Annotated in this window: 22 protein-coding genes; 18 read left to right on the forward strand and 4 right to left on the reverse strand. The window is 64.5% G+C overall.

The genetic code is table 11. The annotated features are described in order from the left end of the window. On the forward strand, positions 1-216 hold a 216-nt coding region (locus DB032_RS21035), incomplete at its 5' end, for a hypothetical protein (protein ID WP_158274385.1). A 323-nt stretch (positions 217-539) separates the two neighbouring features. On the opposite strand, the gene DB032_RS21040 is transcribed toward DB032_RS21035, so the two are convergent. Continuing rightward, positions 540-1,352, reverse strand: coding sequence for a nucleotidyltransferase domain-containing protein (locus DB032_RS21040; RefSeq protein ID WP_107801173.1), 813 nt, complete (start codon positions 1,350-1,352; stop codon positions 540-542). Between the two features lie 224 nt (positions 1,353-1,576). On the opposite strand from DB032_RS21040, the gene DB032_RS21045 reads away from it, so the two are divergent. The 10 genes from DB032_RS21045 (at position 1,577) to DB032_RS21090 (ending at position 12,243) form a co-directional block, all read left to right on the forward strand. Further along, positions 1,577-3,559: a methyl-accepting chemotaxis protein gene (locus tag DB032_RS21045; protein WP_158274386.1), complete on the forward strand. Its 1,983-nt coding sequence runs from the start codon at positions 1,577-1,579 to the stop codon at positions 3,557-3,559. 148 nt (positions 3,560-3,707) lie between these two features. After that, positions 3,708-4,085: a DoxX family protein gene (locus DB032_RS21050; RefSeq protein WP_107801175.1), complete on the forward strand. Its 378-nt coding sequence runs from the start codon at positions 3,708-3,710 to the stop codon at positions 4,083-4,085. A gap of 311 nt (positions 4,086-4,396) precedes the next feature. Further along, positions 4,397-5,047: an MBL fold metallo-hydrolase gene (locus DB032_RS21055; protein WP_107801176.1), complete on the forward strand. Its 651-nt coding sequence runs from the start codon at positions 4,397-4,399 to the stop codon at positions 5,045-5,047. 6 nt (positions 5,048-5,053) lie between these two features. Continuing rightward, positions 5,054-5,386 carry an MGMT family protein gene (locus DB032_RS21060; protein ID WP_107801177.1) on the forward strand — a complete coding sequence of 111 codons (333 nt, stop codon included), beginning with the start codon at positions 5,054-5,056 and terminating at the stop codon, positions 5,384-5,386. A 191-nt stretch (positions 5,387-5,577) separates the two neighbouring features. Further along, the gene (locus DB032_RS21065) at positions 5,578-6,360 is read left to right on the forward strand and encodes an outer membrane protein OmpK (RefSeq protein WP_107801178.1); all 783 of its coding nucleotides are present in this window, start codon (positions 5,578-5,580) and stop codon (positions 6,358-6,360) included. Positions 6,361-6,590: 230 nt separating this feature from the next. Beyond that, positions 6,591-8,612 carry an NADPH-dependent 2,4-dienoyl-CoA reductase gene (locus DB032_RS21070; RefSeq protein ID WP_107801179.1) on the forward strand — a complete coding sequence of 674 codons (2,022 nt, stop codon included), beginning with the start codon at positions 6,591-6,593 and terminating at the stop codon, positions 8,610-8,612. 388 nt (positions 8,613-9,000) lie between these two features. After that, on the forward strand, positions 9,001-9,735 hold the full coding sequence (locus DB032_RS21075; protein ID WP_199225953.1) for a GntR family transcriptional regulator: 735 nt from the start codon (positions 9,001-9,003) through the stop codon (positions 9,733-9,735). A 76-nt stretch (positions 9,736-9,811) separates the two neighbouring features. Further along, positions 9,812-11,080, forward strand: a complete 1,269-nt coding sequence (locus DB032_RS21080) for an MFS transporter (RefSeq protein WP_107801180.1) — start codon at positions 9,812-9,814, stop codon at positions 11,078-11,080. 39 nt (positions 11,081-11,119) lie between these two features. Further along, positions 11,120-11,383 (forward strand): hypothetical protein, encoded by a 264-nt coding sequence (locus DB032_RS21085; protein ID WP_107801181.1) that lies wholly within the window; start codon positions 11,120-11,122, stop codon positions 11,381-11,383. An 11-nt stretch (positions 11,384-11,394) separates the two neighbouring features. Further along, entirely contained in the window at positions 11,395-12,243 is an 849-nt protein-coding gene (locus DB032_RS21090; RefSeq protein WP_107801182.1) for an amidohydrolase, read from the forward strand. Here the strand turns inward: DB032_RS21090 and DB032_RS21095 are convergent. Further along, positions 12,197-12,568, reverse strand: coding sequence for a cupin domain-containing protein (locus tag DB032_RS21095; protein ID WP_107801183.1), 372 nt, complete (start codon positions 12,566-12,568; stop codon positions 12,197-12,199). The genes DB032_RS21090 and DB032_RS21095 overlap by 47 nt on opposite strands. A 391-nt stretch (positions 12,569-12,959) precedes the next feature. Here DB032_RS21095 and DB032_RS21100 point away from each other — a divergent pair, with 391 nt between their 5' ends. Beyond that, positions 12,960-13,757, forward strand: coding sequence for a hypothetical protein (locus DB032_RS21100; protein WP_107801184.1), 798 nt, complete (start codon positions 12,960-12,962; stop codon positions 13,755-13,757). A gap of 386 nt (positions 13,758-14,143) precedes the next feature. Then, on the forward strand, positions 14,144-14,428 hold the full coding sequence (locus tag DB032_RS21105) for a hypothetical protein (protein WP_146176757.1): 285 nt from the start codon (positions 14,144-14,146) through the stop codon (positions 14,426-14,428). Between the two features lie 71 nt (positions 14,429-14,499). On the opposite strand, the gene thiE is transcribed toward DB032_RS21105, so the two are convergent. Together thiE and DB032_RS21115 are read right to left on the reverse strand one after the other, a co-directional pair. Continuing rightward, complete coding sequence (gene thiE, locus DB032_RS21110) at positions 14,500-15,126, reverse strand: thiamine phosphate synthase (RefSeq protein WP_107801186.1); 627 nt, start codon at positions 15,124-15,126, stop codon at positions 14,500-14,502. Beyond that, positions 15,110-15,952 carry a hydroxymethylpyrimidine/phosphomethylpyrimidine kinase gene (locus DB032_RS21115; protein WP_107802057.1) on the reverse strand — a complete coding sequence of 281 codons (843 nt, stop codon included), beginning with the start codon at positions 15,950-15,952 and terminating at the stop codon, positions 15,110-15,112. The genes thiE and DB032_RS21115 overlap by 17 nt, the downstream gene beginning before the upstream one ends. A gap of 108 nt (positions 15,953-16,060) precedes the next feature. Between DB032_RS21115 and DB032_RS21120 the strand changes: the two genes are divergently transcribed. From DB032_RS21120 to DB032_RS21140, 5 genes are all read left to right on the forward strand, one after another. After that, positions 16,061-16,225, forward strand: a complete 165-nt coding sequence (locus DB032_RS21120; RefSeq protein WP_039756174.1) for a rubredoxin — start codon at positions 16,061-16,063, stop codon at positions 16,223-16,225. Positions 16,226-16,313: 88 nt separating this feature from the next. Further along, positions 16,314-17,132, forward strand: a complete 819-nt coding sequence (locus DB032_RS21125; protein ID WP_107801187.1) for a M48 family metallopeptidase — start codon at positions 16,314-16,316, stop codon at positions 17,130-17,132. Between the two features lie 2 nt (positions 17,133-17,134). Then, positions 17,135-17,491: an MmcQ/YjbR family DNA-binding protein gene (locus DB032_RS21130; protein ID WP_107801188.1), complete on the forward strand. Its 357-nt coding sequence runs from the start codon at positions 17,135-17,137 to the stop codon at positions 17,489-17,491. Next, positions 17,488-17,877, forward strand: coding sequence for a glyoxalase/bleomycin resistance/dioxygenase family protein (locus tag DB032_RS21135; RefSeq protein WP_107801189.1), 390 nt, complete (start codon positions 17,488-17,490; stop codon positions 17,875-17,877). The genes DB032_RS21130 and DB032_RS21135 overlap by 4 nt, the downstream gene beginning before the upstream one ends. Further along, positions 17,874-18,290 carry a CopD family protein gene (locus DB032_RS21140; RefSeq protein WP_107802058.1) on the forward strand — a complete coding sequence of 139 codons (417 nt, stop codon included), beginning with the start codon at positions 17,874-17,876 and terminating at the stop codon, positions 18,288-18,290. Before DB032_RS21135 ends, DB032_RS21140 begins: the two co-directional genes overlap by 4 nt. Positions 18,291-18,295: the final 5 nt, after the last annotated feature.

Below are 18,295 nucleotides of genomic sequence, written 5' to 3' on the forward strand. Positions count from 1 at the left end.
CGCGAATGCGCGGCTCACCTGTTGCAATGGCTGAAGGACAACCGGGAATACGTCGGCAAAGGCCTGCTCAGCCGCGTGGCGCGCGACATCGATTTTGACGACCGCGACGGACGCGGCCAGTGGATGGGTTTCTTCAACTATCTGGAAATCATGATGCTGCTGGGGGCCGACCGGGTCCGGGGCCGACCGGGTCCGGGTTTACCGCCATGTCGATAGCCAACACCAGATCTACCTGGCGCTGGGACAGCGCTTCAGCCTGGAAGCGCGCTTCCGCCGCATCCGCCTGCGAAACCGCTAAGCGCCTTGCGGCGGGTACCGCTGCGCTCCACCCACCCTACGGCGGATGGTTTGTCGGGGTATTTGTAGGGTGGGTGGAGCCGCTAGGCGATACCCACCAAACCCCGCCGCCAAGATCCAAGCATCGGTCCCATCGCGTTTCCGCGTCGGCATCGCCGCGCTCCGCCCACCCTAGGGCAGGAGGTTTGTCGGACGGATGGCGCCTTCAGAAACGGGCTGTTGAAACCAAGGCCTCCGCCTGTTCAAGCGCCGCAGGCCAGGCGTACTTGCTCCAGCAATGCGTCCGCCCGCGCCCAGTCGCTGTAGCGGCTCGGGCGCGCCGCGGCCTCGTAATCCCGCATGGCCTCATCGATATAGTCTTGCAGGCCCGGCGTGGCCGGGCCGTACTCCGGCGCGCCGCCGGCGGTTTTCAAGGCCAGCAGGCCGGCCAGCTCATCGCGCAGCCGGACATCGTCCAAAGTCCCAGCGACCAATTCCGCCAGCGCCAGCGGCGGCATGCCGCGCCGCGTCTTCACCCATTGCGCCGCCAGCAAGGGCCGCAGCACGTACAGGTATTTTTTCAGTCGCAATTGTTGTTCGAGCTTGCGGCCGCGGTAGTTCTTGCGCGCCACGGACAGATAATGCCAATAGGCCGCCTCGCCGGCGAAGTGCTCCGGCCCCAGATCCCGCAAGACCCGGCAGGCCGCCGGGTGCTGGCGGTAGACCTGCGGCGAGGCCAGCCACTCCAGCAGCGCGGCGTTGCCGCCCAGGCTCAGCCGCAGCGCCTTGCGCAGCTCCCAGCCGCTGATGTCCAGCCCGTCGGCCAGCGGCAGTTCGATCACGTCGCGCCGGTCGCCGGTCTCGTACCACGCTTCCGGATGCAGGTAGACGAAGCGCACATCGTAATCGCTGTCCGGCGCGGCGTAGCCCCAGCAGCGGCTGCCGCCTTCGGCCGCGTAAAGGATGCGCACGCCGTGGCTCGCCTCCACTTGTTCCAAGCGCGCCAGCACCAGCCGCCGCGCGGCCTCCGCCGGGCGCTCGGCATGGTCCGGGCGGGTGCATGCTTCCATCGACATGCTTCGATTCTCCCTGTCTCGCCGCGGCGCGCCGGAAGATGGCGCACCGTCCCGCCGATTGCAAAATTTCCCTTTACCCCATTTAAGCTATTTAATACAAATGGCGGCATGCCGTTGGAAACCGATGCCGCCGGCGGGCCCACACCATAATAACCGGGCCGGGAACCGGCGTCCGCTCGCAACGGCTTTTGGGGAAGAACACATATGAAGCGATGGGGACAACCATGATCACCACCATCAAGGGCAAGATTCTGGCCAGTTCCGGCCTGCTGATCCTGATCGGTTTTTGCGTGCTGGCCGGCGTCAATATCTACGCCAGTTATCAGAGCGCGGAGAAGGCGGTGCTGGACAACGCCAAGCTGTTGGCCGAAAGCGAGGCCGGCCAGGTGCAACGCTTGCTGGGCAAGACTTACGATTCGGCCCAGGTGGTGGCCGAGTCCGCGGTGGCGGTGAAGCACAATCTGCCGCCCAACGCCCGCCAGCTGATATCCGACATCGTCAAAGGCCAGTTGCCCAATAATCCGGACGCGGTCGGCTATTGGGCGATCTGGGAACCCAACGCGCTGGACGGCCGCGACGCGGAGCTGGCCGGCAAGGAGCACAACGACAAGACCGGCCGCAGCGGCGTGTACTGGTATCGCAAGAGCGGCAAGATCGACGTGGTGTGGGGCGGCGAGGGCGTGGACGACAGCGCCTACTACACCGAGCCGCGCAAAACCGGCAAGCCGATGCTGACCGAGCCTTACGTCGATCCCGACATCAAGATCCTGATGGGCACCATTTCCTTTCCCCTGTCGAGCAACGGCAAGGTCTTGGGCGTGGCCGGCTGCGATATCGCGCTCGGTCATTTGCAGGAGCTGGCCGCCAAGGTCAAGCCTTATCAGAGCGGCTTCATGAGTTTGTATTCCAATAGCGGCGTGCAGCTGGCCGGCCGCGATCCGGCGCTCAACGGCAAGGCGGACGCCGGTCTGCCGGCGGCGGCCAAGACGGCGATCAAGGGCGGCCAGCCGGCGGAGTACGACAGCGACGACGGCTTCCGCCACTTCATCATGCCCATCACCGTGGGCGAGGCCGGCATGCCGTGGGCGGTGCGCATTTCCATCCCTTTGAGCGAGGCATTCGCGCCGGTGCGCGCGGCTAGCTGGCAGTCGGCCTTGATCAGCCTGGGCATTCTGGCGCTGATCCTGTTGCTGCTGGGCGCCACGCTCAGCCAGTTGCTGCGCCCGCTGGGCCGGCTGCAATCGGCGATGAGCGAGCTAGCCTCCGGCAGCGGCGATCTGACCCGGGCGTTGCCCATCGCCAGCCGCGACGAGATCGGCCTGGCCGCCGGCGCCTTTAATACCTTCACCGGCTCGCTGCGCACGATGATGCTGGACGTGCGCCGCCACGCCGGCGATGTGCTGGGTTCGGTGCGCCAGTTGTCCGGCGACGTGGATCAGATCCGCGGCAGCTCGGCGCGCCAGTCCGAGGCCGCCAACGCCACCGCCGCCAGCGTGGAGCAGTTGTCGGTCAGCGTCAGCCACATCGCGGAATCGGCGCGAGTGGCGGAGCAGCGCGCGCGCGAGGCCGATACGCTGTCCAGCGAGGCTTCGGCCAATGTCGACGCCACCGTGCGCGAGATCGGCCGCATTTCGCAGACGGTGCGCGAGCTGGCCGAGGTGCTGAGCGGCATGCAGCAGCGCTCGGACCAGATCAGCGGCATCGTGTCGGTGATCCGCGACATCGCCGACCAGACCAATCTCTTGGCGCTGAACGCGGCGATCGAGGCAGCGCGCGCCGGCGAGATGGGCCGCGGCTTCGCGGTGGTGGCGGACGAAGTGCGCAAGCTGGCCGAGCGCACCGCTCAGGCCACGCTGGAAATCTCCGGCGTGATCCAGACCATGCAGCAGGACACCACCAAGGCCTCCGACAGCATGGACGGCGCGCTGCGCCAGGTGGACCAGGGGGTGAAGCTGGCCGAGGAATCGGCGCAATCGATCCAGCAGATCAGCGGCCACGCCCAGCAAGTGGTGGAATCCGTGGGCGACATCGCCGCCTCCACCTCCGAACAGTCCAGCGCCAGCCAGGAAATCGCCCGCCACATCGAAAACATTCACGGCATGTTGCTGCAAACCGACGAATCCATCAGCCAGGCGCAGCAGGCCACCACTTTGTTGGCGCGCCTGGGCGAGGAGCTGGATTCGCTGATTGGAAAATTCAAGCTGTAGCCGCGGCTTGGTCGGATTTTTTGATCGACTCTTGCGGTTTTTTGCGCTTTTTTCGCGCCGGCCCGGCCCGTATAGTCCGTTCATGGCCGGCCGCCCTCCGCGGCCGGCGTCATCAATCAAGGCCGGCGCGCCGGCAGGAGAACGCAAGATGGACAAATGGATCGCATTGCTTGCCCGCGTGCTGTTGGCTCAGGTCTTCATCCTGGCCGGGATAGGCAAACTCGGCGCCGGCTACGCCGCCACCCAGGGTTATATGGCCGCGATGGGCGTGCCCGGCTTCTTGCTGCCGCTGGTGATCGCTTTGGAAATCGGCGGCGGTCTGGCCCTAGCACTGGGCGTGCAAGCGCGCTGGGTGGCCTTGCTGCTGGCCGGTTTCTCGGTCGCCTCGGCGCTGCTCTTCCACTGGGAACCGGGCAATAGCCAGCAAATGATCCAGCTGACCAAGAACCTGGCCATGGCCGGCGGCCTGCTGATGGTGTTCGCCCACGGCGCGGGCAAGCTGTCCTGGGACGGCCGCAAGGACTGAAAGCCGGCTCAAAATGCGCTGCGCGTCGGCGGGAGAGTGAGGCAGGAGCGTTGAACAGGCTCTGAGGCGGCTTAGAACCTGTTTACGATCTGCTGCGCGTCGTGAAACGTGGCTCGGTGAGTGCAACTTCGAAATACTCATGTACCGTGTGTACACTCCGCTTTCTCAGCTGTTTTTGCCTTGTCTCACCTTAGCTCGCGAGATCGTAAACACATTCTTAGGCTCTGCACCGGCCCGGGCCGCGACGGCCCGCCCTCCTCTTGCCCGCCGACTCGTGCCACAATGCCGCATTGCATTGAATCGAGCGCGCCATGTCCCTGCATTTCCACGTGATTCCGGTCACGCCGTTTGCCCAGAACTGTTCCATCCTGTGGTGCGACGCCAGCGGCCGCGCCGCGGTGGTGGACGCCGGCGGCGATATCGAACGCATCGCCGACTGGACCGCCCGCCAGAACCTGACGGTGGAAAAACTGCTGCTGACCCACGGCCATATCGACCACGCCGGCGGCGCCGCGCGCCTGGCCGAGCAACTGGGCGTCAAGATCGAAGGCCCCCAGCGCGCGGAAAGCTTCTGGCTGGACCAGTTGCCGCAGCAAGGCCATATGTTCGGCTTTCCGCGCAGCGAGGCGCTGACGCCGGACCGCTGGCTGGAGGAAGGCGACGCTGTCAGCGTGGGCGAGGAAAGCCTGAACGTGATCCATTGCCCCGGCCACACCCCCGGCCATGTGGTGTTTCACAGCCCAAGCGCGCGGCTGCTGATCGCCGGCGACGTGCTGTTCCAGGGCTCGATCGGCCGCACCGACTTTCCAATGGGCAATCACCAGCAACTGATCGACGCCATCCAGCAAAAGCTGTTCCTGCTGCCGGACGACACCACGGTGGTGCCGGGCCACGGCCCTTTGACCACCTTGGGCGAGGAAAAGCGCAGCAACCCCTATGTGGCCAACCCTCGCTACCGCTGAGCCGCGATGCCTCCCGAATTTGAACGCAAGGTGATCGCGCTGCTGCTGGCGCTGCCGCCGGGCCGGGTCACCACTTACGGCGCCTTGGCGGAACAGGCCGGCTATCCGCGCCATTCGCGCCACGTCGGCCGTTTGCTCAGCCATTTGCCGGAAGGCCTCAGCGTGCCCTGGTTTCGGGTGCTGGGCGCCGGAGGGCGCATCTCGCGGCCGGGCAGCGAGCAGGCCGACTGGCAGCGCTTGCTGCTGGAAGAGGACGGGGTGGAATTGAGCACGGCCGGCAAGGTGGATTTAAGGCGTTACGGCTGGCCGGACGCGCATTTTTGTAGCAAAAAACTGTAGTTCCACAACATTTAATGTTTCATGCCAAATATCTATAGCTCAAAATACATCGCATTTACATAAAATGACAAAAATGCGACAGGCGCATTGTAAATACTTTGCAAACGAATATTTCTGAGCTAGTCTGCGCCCGCGCCGACAGGTCTGTCCGCGCGCACTACACGCTACACGCACAATATTCTGGTGAAACAATGAAAACTCGCAATCTGCTGCTGGCCCTGGCTCTGGTGGGCGGCTGTACCCTGGCGCAAGCCGGTGATTACTCCTTCGGCAATGTCAGCTTCAACCAGCTGAACTGGTCGCCGAGCACCTTGGATCGCACGCAAGCCGGCCCGTTCGGCGCCAAGCGCAACTTCCAATACCTGGAAGCCGAAGGCGGCATCGGCCGTTCCTGGGGCGATGTTTACGGCTTCTTCGATCTGGAGAACTGGAACCGCAACGACAAGGAAATGCCGGCAGGCGATCGTCGCTACACCACCAAGGTAGTTGCGCGTTTCAACCTGGCTGAAGTCGGCGGCGTGCCGGTCAAGCTGTACACCCACGTATACGATACCCGCGGCCACAATTTCTTTGACCAGAACCGCGTAGTGGGCCTGGGTACCGACCTGAGCTTCGGCAAAGTCTGGTTCAAGCCTTTCCTCGGCTTCCACCAGGAACTGAGATATGGCGTTGGCGCCAATATGAACGGCTATATGGCCGGTTATGTCGCCGGTTTCGACTTCACCGCCTTCGGCCAGCCGTTCTCGGTGACCCAGTGGCACGAAACCGAATTCGACCGCGCCAAGGAATACACCACCCTGGCCACCCCGAACGGCGTAAGCGAACGCCGCACCGGCCAGAACGGCGCCATCGGCCTGTGGTGGACCCCGGTCAAATCCATGACCGCCGGTCTGCAGTACCGCTACGCCGTCAACAAGCTGGGCGTGGCCGGCAACGAAAACGCCGTCATCTACTCGCTGAAATACAACTTCTAAGCCCTATCGGCCTGGAAATGAAAGCCACCCTTCGCGGTGGCTTTTTTCATATTGGCCTTCTCCCGCGGCAAGCTTGGCCTCAAGGCCGATTGACACCTTACTTACTAGTAAGTATCTTCAACGCCAACACCGGCAAGCCCAAGCAATCAAACACTTGCCCGCCGCGCTGGCGCCGGACGGCGGCCGCGGCCACAATGATCTGCGCGAGAAATCTACACGAGGACGAAAACATGACGGCATACCCGCACCTGTTGGCCCCGCTGGACCTGGGCTTCACCACGCTGAAAAACCGCGTGCTGATGGGCTCGATGCACACCGGCCTGGAAGAAGCCCCGCAAGGCTTTGAGAAAATGGCGGCCTTTTACGCCGAGCGCGCCCGTGGCGGCGTGGGCTTGATCGTCACCGGCGGCGTCGGCCCCAATCCGGAGGGCTGTGTCGCCGAAGGCGCGTCCATGCTGGCCGACGAGGCCGAAGTGCCGCACCACAAGCTGGTCACCGACGCGGTGCACGCCGCCGGCGGCAAGATCGCGCTGCAAATCCTGCACTCCGGCCGCTACAGCTTCCAGGAAAAATGTGTGTCCGCCTCGCCGCTGATCGCGCCGATCAACTTCTACAAGCCGCGCGAGCTGTCCGACGCCGACGTCTGGCAAACCATCGCCGACTTCGCCCGCTGCGCGCGGCTGGCGCAGCAGGCCGGCTACGACGGCGTGGAGGTGATGGGCTCGGAAGGCTATCTGATCAACCAGTTCATCGCCCGCGCCACCAATAAGCGCAGCGACGACTGGGGCGGAAGCTTTGAAAACCGCATCCGCTTCGCCATTGAAACCGTGAAAGCGGTGCGCGCCGCGGTGGGCAGCGATTTCATCATCATCTACCGGCTGTCCATGCTGGACCTGGTGCAGGACGGCAGTTCCTGGGACGAGGTCGCGCATCTGGCCGGAGAGATCGAGAAGGCCGGCGCCACGCTGATCAATACCGGCATAGGCTGGCACGAGGCGCGGGTGCCCACCATCGCCACCATGGTGCCGCGCGGCGGCTTCGCCTGGGTTACCAAGAAGCTGATGGGCAAGGTGAAGATTCCGCTGATCACCACCAACCGCATCAACACCCCGGAAGTGGCCGAAGAAATCCTGGCCGGCGGCTGCGCCGACATGGTATCCATGGCGCGCCCCTTCCTGGCCGATCCGGACTTCGTCAACAAGGCCGCCGCCGGCCGCGGCGACGAGATCAACACCTGTATCGGCTGCAACCAAGCCTGTCTGGACCACATCTTCCAGGGCAAGCTGACCAGCTGCCTGGTCAATCCGCGCGCCTGCCGCGAGACCGAACTGAACTACGAAAAAACCGCCCAGGCGAAGAAGCTGGCCGTGGTCGGCGCCGGCCCGGCCGGCCTGGCCTTCGCCACGGTGGCGGCGGAGCGCGGCCATCAAGTGACCTTGTTCGACGCCGCGGCGGAAATCGGCGGCCAGTTCAACGTGGCCAAGCGCATTCCCGGCAAGGAGGAGTTCTACGAAACCCTGCGCTACTTCAAGCGCAAGCTGGAACAAACCGGGGTGGAGCAGCGGCTGAACACTCGAGTGGCCGCGGCGGACCTGGCCGGCTTCGACGAAGTGGTGCTGGCCACCGGCATCGCGCCGCGCACGCCGGAGATTCCCGGCGTGGACCATCCCAAGGTGCTCAACTACCTGGACGTGCTCAAGCACGGCAAGGCGGTTGGCAAGCGCGTCGCCATCATCGGCGCCGGCGGCATCGGCTTCGACACCGCGGAATTCCTGACCCACGAAGGCCGGTCCAGCTCGCTGGACACCGCCGCCTTCATGCGCGAATGGGGCGTGGACATGGCGGTGGAGCATCCGGGCGGCCTCAGCCCGCAAGGCCCGCAGCCGCACCCCAGCCCGCGCGAGGTCTACCTCTTGCAGCGCAAAACCAGCAAGGTGGGCGAAAGCCTGGGCAAGACCACGGGCTGGATTCACCGCGCCAGCCTGCAGATGAAGCGGGTGCGCATGCTGTCCGGCGTCAGCTACGACAAGATAGACGACGCCGGCCTGCACATCACGGTCAAAGGCGAGGCTCAGCTGCTGCCGGTGGACAATGTGATCATCTGCGCCGGCCAGGATCCGCTGCGCGAGCTGCAGGCGCCCCTGCAGGCCGCCGGCAAGAGCGTGCATTTGATCGGCGGCGCCGACGTAGCGGCCGAACTGGACGCCAAACGGGCTATCGATCAAGGCTCGCGCCTGGCCGCCCGCATCTGATTTCCGCCCGCCCTCTCGCCGGCCGGCCATGCCGTAAAGACATGGCCGCCGGACTGTCCTAAGCAGGCTCTCAGAACGTGTTTACGATCTCGCGAGCTAAGGCGGAACAAGGCGAAAACGGTTGAGAAAGCGGAGTGTACAGACGGTACATGAGCATTTCGAAACCATTTTCAACGCCGTATCGCCGACGCGCAGCAGATCGTAAACGGGCTCTCAGGCCCGGCTCCGCCGGGCCTGTACGCTGCCCCCGCCGTCCCCGCCCGCGCTTCTCCGCGCAAAACACCGTCCTTTAGTACAGATCAGCCCTGATAAAACGTTTTAGCTCTTGTTTGGCGTTCATTAATTTGTCATCGTTGCGGCCATCGAATTAATTCATATATATGACCATATGACCGACATGCGTCAGGCGGACCTCCGCCTGCCTCTGTACCAGCAAGTGCGCGACGCTTTGGCGCGCGACATCGCCAACCGGGTATGGAAGCCCGGCGAAGCGATTCCCACCGAGGCGGAGCTGGTGGGACGCTTCCACACCTCCATCGGCACCATCCGCAAGGCGGTGGATCAATTGGTGGCCGACGAGATGGTGGAACGCCGCCAAGGCAAGGGCACCTTCATCAAACCGGCCAACTTCCAATCCTCGCTGCTGCGCTTTTTCCGCTTTCACGACGCGGCGGGCAATTACCGCATCCCGGAAGCGAAAATCCTGCACCGCGAACAATTGACGCCGCCGCCGGCCATCGCCGACAGCCTGCAGCTATCGCCGGGCGCACAGGCCATCCACCTGACCCGCTTGCGCTATCTGGACCGCGAGCCCTTGCTGGCCGAGTCCATCTGGCTGCCGGCGACGCGTTTCCAGGCGCTGCTGGCCATCCCGCTACCCAGTTTCGGCGACCTGCTCTATCCGCTGTACGAGGATTGCTGTCATCAGGTGGTGGCCTCCGCGCGTGAAATCCTGACCGCGGAAGCCATCGCCTCGCCGCACGCGGAACTGCTGCAACTCGCGCCCGGCACCCCGGCCATCGTGCTGGAGCGGCTGGCCAAGGCCTATGACGGCAGCCCGCTGGAATGGCGCAGCGTGCGCGGCCGCGCCGATAAATTCCGCTATCAGGCGGACATCCGCTGATTCCGCGCCGCCCGCGCCGTGGCAGCGGCGCGCGGCGACGCATCGACAACAAGCAAGAACCATAAAGGGCAGCATCATGTTGCATTGGTATAAGCAGGTTTCGCCGGGCGAACGCAAGACCTTCTGGGGCTGTTTCGGCGGCTGGGCGCTGGACGCGCTGGACGTGCAGATGTTCAGCCTGGCCATCCCGGCGCTGATCGCCGCCTTCAGCCTGAGCAAGGCGGAAGCCGGGATGATAGGCAGCGTGACCCTGGTGGCCTCGGCGCTGGGCGGCTGGATCATGGGCGCGGTGTCGGACCGCGTCGGCCGGGTGCTGGCGCTGCAAATCACCATCGTCTGGTTCTCGCTGTTCACCCTGCTGTCCGGCTTCGCCCAAAGCTATGAGCAATTGCTGGTGTTCAAGGCGCTACAAGGCTTCGGCTTCGGCGGCGAGTGGGCCGCCGGCGCGGTCCTGATGGCGGAGATCATCCGGCCGGAACACCGCGGCAAGGCGATGGCCTCGGTGCAAAGCGCCTGGGCGGTGGGCTGGGGCGCGTCGGTGCTGCTGTACTCGGCGATCTTCCTGCTGTTCCCGGCGGAAATCGCCTGGCGCGTGATGTTCGGCATCGGCATCCTGCCGGCCTTCTTCATCATCTATATCCGCCGCCACATTCCGGAACCGCCGCGCCGCGAGCGCCAGGCCGCGCCCGCGGTGCCGCTGCTGGACATCTTCAAACCCGACGTGCTGCGCATGACCCTGATCGGCTCCTTGATCGGCGTCGGCGCGCACGGCGGCTACGCCGCGCTGATGACCTGGCTGCCGATGTTCCTCAAGACCGAGCGCCACTTGTCCATTCTCGGCACCAGCGGCTATCTGGCGGTGATCATCGTCGCCTTCTGGTGCGGCTGCATGGCCAGCGCCTACCTGCTGGACCGCATCGGTCGCCGTCTCAACCTGCTGCTGTTCTCCGTCTGTTGCGTGGCCACGGTGCTGATCTACGTGTTCGCGCCGCTGAGCAATCCGCTGATGCTGTTCCTGGGCTTTCCGCTGGGCTTCTTCGCCGCCGGCATTCCCTCCAGCCTGGGCGCGCTGTTCAACGAGCTCTACCCCAGCGGCATGCGCGGCGCCGGCGTGGGCTTCTGCTACAACTTCGGCCGCATCCTGTCCGCCGGCTTTCCCTTGCTGGTCGGCTATCTGAGCGACAGCTGGACCCTGGGCGCCTCCATCGGCGTCAGCGCCGCGATGGCTTACGCCATCGTCGCGCTGGCCGTGTTCTGCCTGCCGGAAACCAAGGGCAAGCCGCTGAACGACACGCTGCCGGACCCGCGCGGACCGGAAGCCCGCGACGCCCGCGCCTCGGCCTGAACGGCGGACGCGCCATTTCATTGAAATTGTGAGGTCACCATGGCATTAGACGAAATCGCCAACCAGATCACCGATGACGAGTTCGCCCTGGACACCATCCAGGGCGAGCGGGTCATCATCACCTCGCCCATCATCCTGGGCACGGCCGGCAGCGAATGGGAGGGCTCGCCGATTTTCCGGCGCGACTACCTGCTCGCCCTCTTGTCCCACAGCATCCGGCATAAAGTGCTGGACGCCGCCGACATCGATGCGGCGCTGGACCTGGGTGCCGTGCGCGGCGGCGCCTGTCAGGCCTGCGGCTGAACCCAGCGCCGATGATAGACGGGCACGCCCACATCTTTCTGCGTCAGCTGATAGGCACCGCCCCGCTGCGCTACAAGCCGTACCGGGACGCCCCCTTGCAAGCCTATTTGGCTCAGCTGGATCAGTTCGGCATCGCCGGCGGCGTCCTGGTGCAGCCCAGCTTTCTGGGTACGGACAACCGCTATTTATTGCAGGGGCTGCGCGAGAGCGAGGGGCGGCTGCGCGGCATCGCGGTGATCGCCCCGGACTGTCCGCTGCCGGCCATGCGCGCGATGGACGACGCCGGCGTCGTCGGCCTGCGGCTGAATTTGATCGGCCGGCCGTTGCCGGATCTGCATTCGCCGGCGTGGCGGCGCTGTCTGGCGCATGCCGCCAGCCTGGACTGGCAAGTGGAGGTGCACCGCGCGGCGCAGGATTGGCCGGTCTTGCTGCCGCCGCTGCTGGACACCGGAGTCAAGGTGGTCATCGACCACTTCGGCCGGCCGCATCCCGCTTTGGGGGTGGACGATCCCGGCTTCCGCCGCATGCTGGACGCCGGCGCGGCCAGCGGCCGCGTCTGGGTCAAGATTTCCGCAGCCTATCGCAACGGCCTGGCCGGCCGCGGCGAGGACATCGCCCGCGCCGCGCTGCCGCTGCTGGACAGCGCGCTGGGGCCGGGGCGGCTGCTATGGGGCAGCGATTGGCCGCATACTCAATTCGGCTCCATCCGCTACGCCCGCACGCTGGAGCTGTTGGAACAGTGGCTGCCGGACGCGGAACGCCGCCGACGCATCACTCACGATACGCCCGCCCGGCTGTTCCGCTTCGACGCGGCTACAGAAAGTGGCGATCCTCCGCCAGATGACTGGCCGGACAGCTGAACATCAACACCAGCGGCGCGGCGCCGGTATTACTGAGTTGATGCTGGGTATTGGCCGGCACCACGAAGGAGCTCCGCTCCGCCACCTCATGGGCGCGCGCCGCCCCGGTGGCCACATCCACCAGCCTCATCTCGCCTCGGCCGCTGACGATATGGTAGTGCTCGTCGCCATGACGATGATAATGACCGTTGATGGCCACCCCGGGGGCGATTTCGGTTAAATACGTGCTGAAGCCGGCGTCGCCGGCCAATTTCAAAATCTTGATGCCCACGCTCTTGTCGTAAACGCCGTTTTCAAGTTCCAACTGCCAATCAATCACCTTCATGATATTCCTAACAAACCGTAATAACGGACAAAACAAACATTAAAAGCGAGCTATTATTTCAAACCTGCGCGCCTTATGCGCCTTCTCCGTGCGCCTTAATCCTTTAGTACAGTTAATCAAGGCCAAACGGCCATTCGCATTGACACTATCGGAACAAAAAATCTATAAGTGCCCAGCTTAGAGACTGTTCAAAGCTTAGCGAACAAGAGCGAGACACGGCGTTGCGGCCTTAGGAACGCGCGCGCATACGGCGCGCCGCGTTTCAAAACCGGTTTCAACGCCATTCCAAGCATCTCGCCAACGCTCAGCAACCATTGGACGGCGGCCGACGCGACAGCGAGGCCAAGACAGCGCACCCCGACATGACCAACCTCCGCACCAGGCACACATTATGGACTATCAGCTCGTCTCCCCTGAACGCTTCACCGAAGAGCAAAGCGAATTCGTGGCTCAGTTCCGCCAATCCGTCACCCAGATCTCCGGCCAGACCGACATGATCGTCGGCGCCAAAGACGCCAACTCCCGTCATCTGGCGTCCAGCGACGCCTACGCCAGAATCGTGGCGCTCAAGCGCGGAGACGACGTGGTGGACCGTCTGGACAAGGAAATGCCCTGCGAAGGCACCGCCCAGTTCGCCGATTGCTATGTGCAGGAAGACTTGGCGCTGATGCAAACCTGCGATCCGACACGCAAGGTCTCCATCCTCAACGTGCATGAATACGGAGACGGCCTCAAGGCGCGGGTGTTCTCCAAGCATCTGCTCAAGCACGAGGCGACGCGCTCCATCCTGGGCACCATCTATTACGCGCATGAAATCGAGATCGCCAACTTCATCAACCTGATGCCCAATTACATTTTGGAATTCGGCGCCGGCTGCAGCATAGAACAGGTGCAGGGCGAATTGAAACTGCTTGACGTGGAATTGACGGAATACGAACAGGAAGTCTGCTTCCTGATGCTGCTGAATTGGGACTTCAAGCAAATCGCCGACTTCATGAACAAATATCGGCCCAAGCCCAAAACCCGGGTGGCGGATTCTATTATCAAGAGCAAAAACTATATCTGCGAAAAACTGGGCCTGCCCTCGCAACGACGCGCCGAATTATGCGATGCGCTGATTGCCGCCGGCATGCACCGCAAAATGCCGACCTCGCTTTTTAGCCGGCTGATCGGTTCCAAACAGCTGTGATATCCAACTGGGTATTCTCCATTTTTCTGGAGTTACCCCATAAGCATAAAAACGCTATGCTCTGAGCCTGGAGCGGTACACCGCGCGGCCGGACTGCCATCCCATGCCGATATCGCCGGCCCATCACGCGGCGAAGCCGGGCGGCCGACGCATCTCGCCGGTTCGCGCCTCAAGCGCGACGCCGCGACGCACTATCGGGATGCCGGCCGCTCGACAATAAAAAAACTTGAAACGCCGCCAAATCCAGCCCTTGCGCAACGCCAAGCGCCTCCCGCCTGCGCGCCGCCTCAGGCGGGCATCGCAAGGCGACGCCAGGACGGCGAAGCGGCGGCCATTTCAAGATCAACGCGGGCCAAAGAGAAACCATGATGCGACAGGAGTCAGCAATGAGCATACGCGCCTTGAATTATGGCAAGCATTCTGCAAGATCCTTATCGGGAATCGCCAGAAACGTGGAGGCCTTCGCGCTGGACACGATAGACGGCGAACGCGTGATCATCACCCTGCCCGCCATCCAGGGCGAGCAAGGCAGCGAATGGGAAGGATCGTTGATTTTCCGTCACGACTACCTGTTGGAGCTGCTGGCCTACAGCGTGGAACACGGCATCATCAAGCCCGGCGAGGTCAGCAAGGCCTTGATCGACGGCAGTTCGCGGCCCAGCCAGGTCTAAGACCGCGAACAGACGCCAAACCCGAACCCAAGCATCCTCCAACCGCCGCGCCATGCGCGGCGGTTTTGCTTTCAGCGGCCGCCCCGGCGGCATATCGCCGCCAGTTCCCCGGCCGCGGCGGCCGGGTCCGCCGCGCCGAACACGCCGCCTATCACCGCGATCGCGTCCGCGCCGGCCGCCAGCGCCTGTCCGGCGTTGCCGGCATGAATGCCGCCTATCGCCACCAGGGGCGCACCCAAGCTGCGCGCCTCGGAAAACAGACCCAGCCCCGCGCGCGCCGCGTCCGGCTTGGTGCCGGACGGAAACACCGCGCCGAAGGCGAGGTAGCTGGCGCCGGCCTCCGCCGCCCGGCGCGCCCGCTCCAGGCTGTCGTAGCAAGACGCTCCTATCAGCGCGCCGGCGCCCAGCCGCCGCCGCGCCGCGCTCAGGGCGGCGTCGTCGCGGCCCAGATGCACGCCGTCGGCCCCGACGCGCGCCGCCAGCTCCACATCGTCGTTGACGATGAAGACCACACCCTTGCGCCGGCACAGCTCGGCCAGCGCCTGCGCCTGCTCCAGACGCAAAACCGCGTCCTCGCTCTTGTTGCGGTATTGCAGGATGTCGATGTGCGGCGCCGCCGCCTGCGCCAGGCTCAGCAGCCGCGCGCTGTCCTCGGTGTCCGGCGTGATCGCATACAGCCCCTTAAGCCTGTCCGGCATCGTCGTCCTCGTCGTCGCCGCGCGCCCAGAACATCCGATCCGGCAGGAACTGGCCCATGCCGGGGCGGAAGCCGTTGATCAGGGATTGATAGGTATACTCCTGCGCCTCCCGCACCGCTTCCGGCAACAGCAGGCCGGTGGCCAGCATGCCGGCGATGGCCGAGGCCAGCGTGCAGCCGGAGCCGTGGTAGCTGCCCGGCAGACGCTCCCAGGCGTCGGAGCGCACCAGGCCGCCGGGACCGTACAGCTGGTTGACCACTTCCTTGGTGTTTTCGTGGGTGCCGGTGATCAGCAGGTGCGGGCAGCCCAGCGCCAGGATGCGCTGCGCGCACTGCTCCAGCGTCAGATCCTCGTCCTCGTCGGCGTCGTTGCTGGCGATGCGCCGCGCTTCTATGCTGTTGGGCGTCAGGATGGACACCTGCGGAATCAGCATGTCGCGCATCGCGGCGATCAGGTCCTCGTCGGCCAACTCGTGGCCGCCGCCGCTGGCCAGCACCGGATCCAGCACCACCGGGATGTCCGGGTAGTCCGCGATCAGCTGCGCCACCACCGCCACGTTCTCCACGCTGCCCAACATGCCGATCTTGAAAGCGGTGACCGGAATGTCTTCCATCAGAAAACGCGCCTGGTCATTGACCCAGTCCGCGTCCAGCACCATAAAGTCATTGATGCCAACGGTATCCTGCACCGTAATCGCGGTGATCACCGACAAAGGATGGCATCCCAGGCTGGCCAGCGTCAGAATGTCGGCCTGGATGCCGGCGCCGCCGGAAGGGTCCGAGCCCGCCAGGGTAAGGACCACGGGAGGAGTGGGCTGAGTGGTCAAGACGGAAACCTCTTCGTTCTGTATATGGGCGGAGCGGCCGGCGGGCGCATTGTCAGTGTCGCGGACCACTCTTAGAATAACTGTTTTACTCGATCACAAGGTGATGCGATGCGTACTTGGATGTGTCTGATCTGCGGCTTTATCTACGACGAGGAAGCCGGCCGTCCGGAGGATGGTATCCCGCCGGGCACCAAGTGGGAAGACATTCCGCCCAACTGGACTTGCCCGGATTGCGACGCGCGCAAAGACGATTTCGAAATGGTGGAAATCTGAGCCGGCGCCGCCCGCGTCCGCCGCGATTTCCCGCCGCGCCGCAGCTCGCCGTTCAGGCGGCGTCCGGCGCTCAAGAGGCCATACCGCAATGAAAAGTTTCTGGAGCAAAACCCTGGCCGGCCTGCTGGCCGCCGCCGCCCTCGCCGGCTGTGCCCAGGTCAACACCACCCAGGGCGGCGCCGTCGGCGTCAACCGCGGTCAAACCATGCTGCTGTCCAGCCAGGAAGTGGAGCAGATGTCGGCCAAATCCTATGCCCAGCAGCTGGGCAAGGCGCGCGCCGGCGGCCAGCTCAACGCCGACGCGGCGATGACGGCGCGGGTGCGCAAGATCTCCCAGCGCCTGATTGCCCAGGCGCCGGTATTCCGCCCCGACGCAGCCAAATGGCGTTGGGAAGTCAATGTGATGCGCAATGACGAACCCAACGCCTACGCGATGGCCGGCGGCAAGATCATGGTCTACTCCGGCCTGATCACCAAGCTCAAGCTGAGCGACGCCGAACTGGCGGCCGTCATCGGCCATGAAATCTCGCACGCATTGCGCGAGCACTCGCGCGAAAGCATGAGCCAGGCCTACGCGCAGCAAGTGGGTCTGTCGCTGGTGGGCGCGGTGGCCGGCCTCAGGCAGAACCAGCTGGACATGGCGGCGATGGCCGCCGACGTGGCCTTGTCCAAGCCCAACAGCCGCACCATGGAATCCGAGGCCGACATCATGGGCCTGGAACTGATGGCGCGCGCCGGCTACGACCCCAACGCCGCGGTCAACGTCTGGAACAAAATGCAGGCGGCCGGCAATGGCGGCGGCGTGGAATTCCTGTCCACCCACCCGTCCGGCCCCACCCGCATCCACGACCTGCAGCAGCGCATCCCGCAAGTGATGCCGCTGTACCAGGCCGCGAAGAAAGGCTGAACATGCCCTTGCGCAAAGAGGATATGGACGCGCTGCTGGCCCAGGCCCGCGCCTTGCCGGGCGCCCAGTTCGACATCAAGTGGGAAACCCGGCGCGTGCTCAGCCTGGAAAGCAAGATGTTCGCCCTGTTCAACGACGACACGGTGATGTACAAGGTGGCCGACGACGATTTTCTCGTCCTCAGCGGCCTGCCCGGGGTGCGGCCGGCGCCGTATCTGGCGCGGGCGCGCTGGATAGAAGTGTCGTCTCTGGAGGCGCTGAGCCTGGAGCAGTTGCACGACGGCCTCGCCGACGCGCGGCGCCTGGTGCTGGCCAAGCTGCCCAAGGCGGTCAGACAACGCTACGAGGCCAGCGCATGAGCGCAGCCGGGCCCATCGCCGCGGTGCTGATTCACGTCGCCGATTGGCGCGCCGGACTCGCCTGGTATCAACGGGCTTTTCCAGCGGCGCAAGCCGTAGACCTGCCCGATTTCGACTTCGCCTGCCTGGAATGGCAGGGCGTCCGGCTGGAAATCGTGCGGGCCGACGCCAAGGTGGGCTCCGGCGCGGCCGGCAGCGTCGTCTATTGGCGCAGCGGCGACCTGGACGCCGACATCCATCGGCTGACCGGCCTGGGCGCCGCCTTGTATCGCGGCCCGCTGGCGATAGAAGCGCAACAGGGCATCTGCCAATTGCGGGACCCATGGGGCAATTGCATCGGTTTGCGCGGCCCATGGACGCCCGCCACAAGGACAAGGACACCGTGAGCTACCTTTACCTGAAAGCCTTCCACATTTTCTTCGTGGTGTCCTGGTTCGCCGGGCTGTTCTACCTGCCGCGCCTCTATGTCAATCTGGCGCTGGCGGAACAGGACGCCGAATACCAGCGCCTGCTGCTGATGGCGCGCAAGCTCTACCGCTTCATGACCCCGCTGGCCGCGCTGGCGCTGGCCACCGGTCTTGGCCTGTGGCTGGGCTTCGGCATCGGCGGCGGCTGGCTGCACGCCAAGCTGACCCTGGTGCTGCTCTTGGTCGGCTACCACGGCTGTTGCGGCAAGCTCTACCGCGACTTCGCCGCCAAAACCAACCGCCGCAGCCATACCTGGTTCCGCGTGTTCAACGAACTGCCGGTGCTGGTATTGCTGGCGGTGGTGATTCTGGTGGTGGTCAAACCGTTCTGAGGAGA

Source organism: Chromobacterium sp. Panama (assembly GCF_003052555.1).
Classification (GTDB): Bacteria; Pseudomonadota; Gammaproteobacteria; order Burkholderiales; family Chromobacteriaceae; genus Chromobacterium.

Bases quoted from the DNA above. Each gene is read 5' to 3' on its own strand.
- DB032_RS21055 (WP_107801176.1), top strand. From the start codon at position 4,397: ATGTCCCTGCATTTCCACGTGATTCCGGTCACGCCGTTTGCCCAGAAC.
- DB032_RS21090 (WP_107801182.1), top strand. From the start codon at position 11,395: ATGATAGACGGGCACGCCCACATCTTTCTGCGTCAGCTGATAGGCACC.
- DB032_RS21060 (WP_107801177.1), top strand. From the start codon at position 5,054: ATGCCTCCCGAATTTGAACGCAAGGTGATCGCGCTGCTGCTGGCGCTG.
- DB032_RS21065 (WP_107801178.1), top strand. From the start codon at position 5,578: ATGAAAACTCGCAATCTGCTGCTGGCCCTGGCTCTGGTGGGCGGCTGT.
- DB032_RS21070 (WP_107801179.1), top strand. From the start codon at position 6,591: ATGACGGCATACCCGCACCTGTTGGCCCCGCTGGACCTGGGCTTCACC.
- DB032_RS21050 (WP_107801175.1), top strand. From the start codon at position 3,708: ATGGACAAATGGATCGCATTGCTTGCCCGCGTGCTGTTGGCTCAGGTC.
- DB032_RS21125 (WP_107801187.1), top strand. From the start codon at position 16,314: ATGAAAAGTTTCTGGAGCAAAACCCTGGCCGGCCTGCTGGCCGCCGCC.
- DB032_RS21045 (WP_158274386.1), top strand. From the start codon at position 1,577: ATGATCACCACCATCAAGGGCAAGATTCTGGCCAGTTCCGGCCTGCTG.
- DB032_RS21075 (WP_199225953.1), top strand. From the start codon at position 9,001: ATGACCGACATGCGTCAGGCGGACCTCCGCCTGCCTCTGTACCAGCAA.
- DB032_RS21105 (WP_146176757.1), top strand. From the start codon at position 14,144: ATGAGCATACGCGCCTTGAATTATGGCAAGCATTCTGCAAGATCCTTA.
- DB032_RS21040 (WP_107801173.1), bottom strand. From the start codon at position 1,352: ATGTCGATGGAAGCATGCACCCGCCCGGACCATGCCGAGCGCCCGGCG.
- DB032_RS21120 (WP_039756174.1), top strand. From the start codon at position 16,061: ATGCGTACTTGGATGTGTCTGATCTGCGGCTTTATCTACGACGAGGAA.
- DB032_RS21100 (WP_107801184.1), top strand. From the start codon at position 12,960: ATGGACTATCAGCTCGTCTCCCCTGAACGCTTCACCGAAGAGCAAAGC.
- DB032_RS21095 (WP_107801183.1), bottom strand. From the start codon at position 12,568: ATGAAGGTGATTGATTGGCAGTTGGAACTTGAAAACGGCGTTTACGAC.
- DB032_RS21085 (WP_107801181.1), top strand. From the start codon at position 11,120: ATGGCATTAGACGAAATCGCCAACCAGATCACCGATGACGAGTTCGCC.
- DB032_RS21130 (WP_107801188.1), top strand. From the start codon at position 17,135: ATGCCCTTGCGCAAAGAGGATATGGACGCGCTGCTGGCCCAGGCCCGC.
- DB032_RS21135 (WP_107801189.1), top strand. From the start codon at position 17,488: ATGAGCGCAGCCGGGCCCATCGCCGCGGTGCTGATTCACGTCGCCGAT.
- DB032_RS21080 (WP_107801180.1), top strand. From the start codon at position 9,812: ATGTTGCATTGGTATAAGCAGGTTTCGCCGGGCGAACGCAAGACCTTC.
- thiE (WP_107801186.1), bottom strand. From the start codon at position 15,126: ATGCCGGACAGGCTTAAGGGGCTGTATGCGATCACGCCGGACACCGAG.